General features: G+C 67.5%; 1 protein-coding gene. It reads right to left on the bottom strand.

From position 1 onward, the window contains the following. Positions 1 to 4,092, bottom strand: a 4,092-nt coding sequence (locus IE94_RS40130; protein WP_157849440.1) for a hypothetical protein, incomplete at both ends; no start/stop codon positions are given.

Below are 4,092 nucleotides of genomic sequence, written 5' to 3'. Positions count from 1 at the left end.
GTTCGGTGGTGCCGCGCATCAGAACGTACGCCACAGCCGCCACGTGCCGGTCCGCCTCCGACAGCGCGGTGAAATCCCCGGCATGCACGGTGAACCGCTGGATCACCCCGCCGGCACCCGCGGGCATTCCGCCAAGAAGGATGTGGGCCCGCCTCAGAGCCCGGTGTGCCGGTGACGTGGACGCCGTGTCCACCGGCGCTTTCGCCCACAACCGCTGGAAGGACCGCACAGCCCCGGCATCCAAGGCCGCCGTTTCCCGGGCGGGAGAGCGGACATCGCCGGCCGCCTCCCTGATCGCAGACACCTCCGGGGCACCGAGCCCGTCGTGCGAAGCACCGTCCCCCTCGCCCGCAGCGTGCCCGGCTCCGTGCGCCGACTCCGTCTCCTGCGCGGACCACGGCACGTCCTCTGACACCGCGTCGTCCGAGTGCACGGCCGCATCCCCCACGACGTGCCCCGGCCCCGCGGTCACCACCTGCCCGGCGTCATCCCCCTGCGCGCCCGGGACAAGGACGGCGAACACCGCATGTGAGACGCGGCCGGTGTCCGACCCGGTGGAAACCCCTGTTGCGGTATCCCCCCGGCGCTCCGCCCCGTACCCGCCCTCGGGGCTCGGGCCACCGCCCACATCCGCGTGCCCGTCCGGAGAAACAGCAGACCCGTTTTCTCGCTCCCTGCCGAAAAGCAGCGACTCGCTCGGACTCGAGGAGTCACTGAACACCGGCGAAGTGATCGAAACGGCGGGCTCGTCGACGCCAGTCGTATCCCGGTCAGGGGACGCCACCGGGGCATGCTCAAAGTGCGTCCCGCTCCCAGGCACCGCCTGGCCCCGCACAAGCTCCGCCGCGACCGGGCGCATCGGGGACGAGGGATACGACAGGGACCGGCTGACGTCGGTCACCGGGAAGTCCAGCCGATGGGCAGACCCGTCCCGGCCATCTCCGAACCCGGCCGCGGTGCTCAGTCCACGTCCGTTCACCGGACCGGACCCGTAGCCGGCACCGGGCGGGATAGGGGGTTGCCACGGACCACGCGCCGGTCCCGGCAGGCGTCCGGGCTGCGGCCCGTGACCGAATCCCTGCGGCACGACGGGCATGGCGGGCTGCGCCGCCTGGTTGCGGGGCCAGAACCTCATCCAGCCGCCCTCCGCCATCAGTCCGTTGCTCACCAAGCCCGCCACCGCGTACACGGTGCGCCCGGTGACATCGGCCACCTGCTGCGCGACGCTGTCCCCGCCGTGTGCGCCGGGCGTGCCCGCGTCGCAGACGATCAGGACGATCGGCGCGGTCCTCTGCCTGAACTCCAGGCTGGGACGACGGGTGAGCATCCGCCCGAAGTTCCGCCCGTCCACCTCCCGGACGCGGCCGCGGTGGTCGATGAGTTCCACCCGCTCCGGGACCCCGTGGGCGTTGTAGATGTAGGCCCCCTGGCCTCTCCACGGAACGGGGAACTGCTGCATGGACTCGGCCATCAGCGTGTTCTCCCCGTCCACCCCGCGGGCAACGACCGCGCGATAGAAGCGGTCGACGGTTCCCAGCCGCTGGTTGTACGGCTCCCTGACACGCCAGTCCGCCTGGTTGAACGAGGCACGTCCCAGGTGGTTGTGCTGCGCGTCGGCCATCGTGAAGGTGACGATTTCCGAAGCGGCCAGCGAAGCACCGCGCACATCGGTGATCGAGAAGTCCTCCGGCAGCAGACGCTGCGGGCCGAGGTCGGTCGGGCGGCTCAGCAGCCACCGGTTGGGGCCCATGTTCCCCGTCGGCCGGTGCATCACCATCCAGGTGGCGCGGCCCACCTGGTCGACGGCGTAGGACAGGCCCATCTCCGGTGCCCACACCGGACGGCCGACGATGGAGGACACGATCCGGGGGATGTCCATGTCGCCGCTCGCCGCGTGCGGCAGCAGCAGGGCGACGGCATTGCCGCCGTCCGTCCCCGACGTCGAGAGGTCGACACGCAGACGGTGCGCGAACTGTTCGACGGTGAGTGCGCGCCGCCCCTGGTGGGTTTGGACTTCAATGCCCTCCTCGCCGACCTCCACGGCCACCAGAACCGTGCCAGGACCGGACGCCTGCCACGGTGCGGCCGAAGTGAACTGGCGGATCCGCTGCGGTGTGATCGTGGACTCGGGGTTCCGGCTCACCACCGACACATACGAGCTGTCGACGACGGCGTTCAGCACACGGGCCGCCGACGTGAGCGCCGAATAGCGGTAATCCAGGCCGATCACCAGGCCGCTTGTGTTGCGAATCGGCAGGCTGGACGCCTGGACGACCGCAACCCCGGGTTGCTCAACGGCCTGTACCTGGTGCTGCGAGACGCCCGCGAACTGGTTCCGGTGAGCCGCCCGGACCTGCTGCTGCGGGGGCCCCGAGCGGGGCGCAGGCGCCTGCCAGTGGCCCCGACCGCGGCCACGGCCTCGGCCCGAGTTGATCGGCTCCTGCCCGGCCGGACCGGCCTGCTCGGCACGGCCCGGGGCGGGGGGATTGGGTTTCTCCCGTCTATCGGCCGAATCCCCTCTCTGGTGCCACCCTGCAATTAGGCGATCGAAGAATTCAGCGCGAAGTGGCGCCTTCTCTCGTAGGAGCGCGTTCTCGTGGAAGTAGTATTTGGCAGTTTCTGCCAGGTCTTCATTGGCGTCGGTTTCACCGTACTTGCTGATGGGGCGCTCTTTGGGAAAAGCGAGACGAGGGCGCCCGTTCTCCCACGTTCCTACCTGATCGATGAACCACGGCAACTCATCCGAGAGCTCACGCACGGCGCGTTGCGCAGCACGGCCTGCTGACTCGCCGGGCAGCCGCGTCAGGACGAGTGGGTGCTTGCGCTGGAGGTCGGCTACTGCTTTGGCGTGCCGAGGAGCTTGCTGCGAAAATTTGGCCTGTGCTTGAAGGTGACTTATGATGGACCATTCAAAGTCGACTTCGGGACTGAAGGCCTGCACTCGGAAGGACTTCCACGGAGATTCGACGCCTTCCCAGAATTTTTTTGTGAAGTCATTCAAAGCGTAGCCCAGGAGCCCATGCGCCAGCTCGTGAGTCGCCGTCAGCATCACACCGTTATCCATGCGAAAGTGCGCGCGGGCATAAATATTGAACAGCTTCCGTGATTTGAAATACTCCCCCGTAGCGTCGAAATACAATTCATTTTTATCCAGCGTGGATCGCACTACGCCAATTGTTTTCACCTCCTGATCGAAGCTGCTGCGGCTAGAATTTTTACGCTGCTCTCCCATGATAGGCGCATAATTACTCAGTGAGGCGCTCAACTGCTTCAATGTGTTGAGGTGAAGCGGCAGAGGGGTGATCTTCGCCTTGACATCATCAGCAGCTTTCGGGCTTTGCTCCAGAACCGCCTGCACGCCGGCCGCAGAATCAAAGGTGATATGGTATTCGGACTCCATTTTCTGTATCAACCGGCGACGCACCAGTTCACCGTTCGCGAATTCGTTTTTTTCTTCGACATGAACGTCAGGCGCGTCGGTATCACCGTCGTCGTCAGCGGTGGCGCGATGAACCGGGTTTCGTTCAGTTGTGTCGAAGGCTGACGCAGTTCCTGCTGAAGCGAAGTCGGCTAGGCTAGTTCCGGAAATGCCCGCCTGGTCGGTAGGGGCACTCCCTCCACCCAGAACAGCCGCGCCAACAGTCTCCTGGCCTGCCTGGCTGTGTGTCGGCACCGTCTGGTCGGCCGCCGCCGTACGGGTGCCGGGGCCGGGCGCGGTCGTGTGGGCGGTGTCCTCACCCGGCTTCGCGGCGAGGTCCGCATCGGGACGCAGGGTGGGGGCGTCTGCGTCGCTCGTCACGGGGCGGGTGAGGTCCAGGGCGGCATCGGCGGAGGGTGTGATGTCGGACTCGGGTGACCTTCTGCTGCCAGCAGTCTCGGGTACACCAGAATGGGCGGTCCGCTCCTCGGCGTTCGCCTCTTCCTGGTCTCCGGGTGCCTGCGGCGCGGAGACCGTCGTGACCGGCGTGGGGCCGGACGTCTGGCCCGGATCCCCGCTTTGGCCGGGCGGGCCGTCCCCGGAGCGCCGGGCGGCACGCAGGGTGCGCAGGTGTTCCTCGGAGAGCCGGCCGGTGAGGGCGGGGTCGGCGAGGA

This window comes from Streptomyces violaceorubidus (genome assembly GCF_000717995.1).
GTDB classification, from domain to species: Bacteria; Actinomycetota; Actinomycetes; order Streptomycetales; family Streptomycetaceae; genus Streptomyces; species Streptomyces violaceorubidus.
Note: the sequence above shows the minus strand (reverse complement) of the source record. Positions and strands in the feature narration are given on the sequence as shown.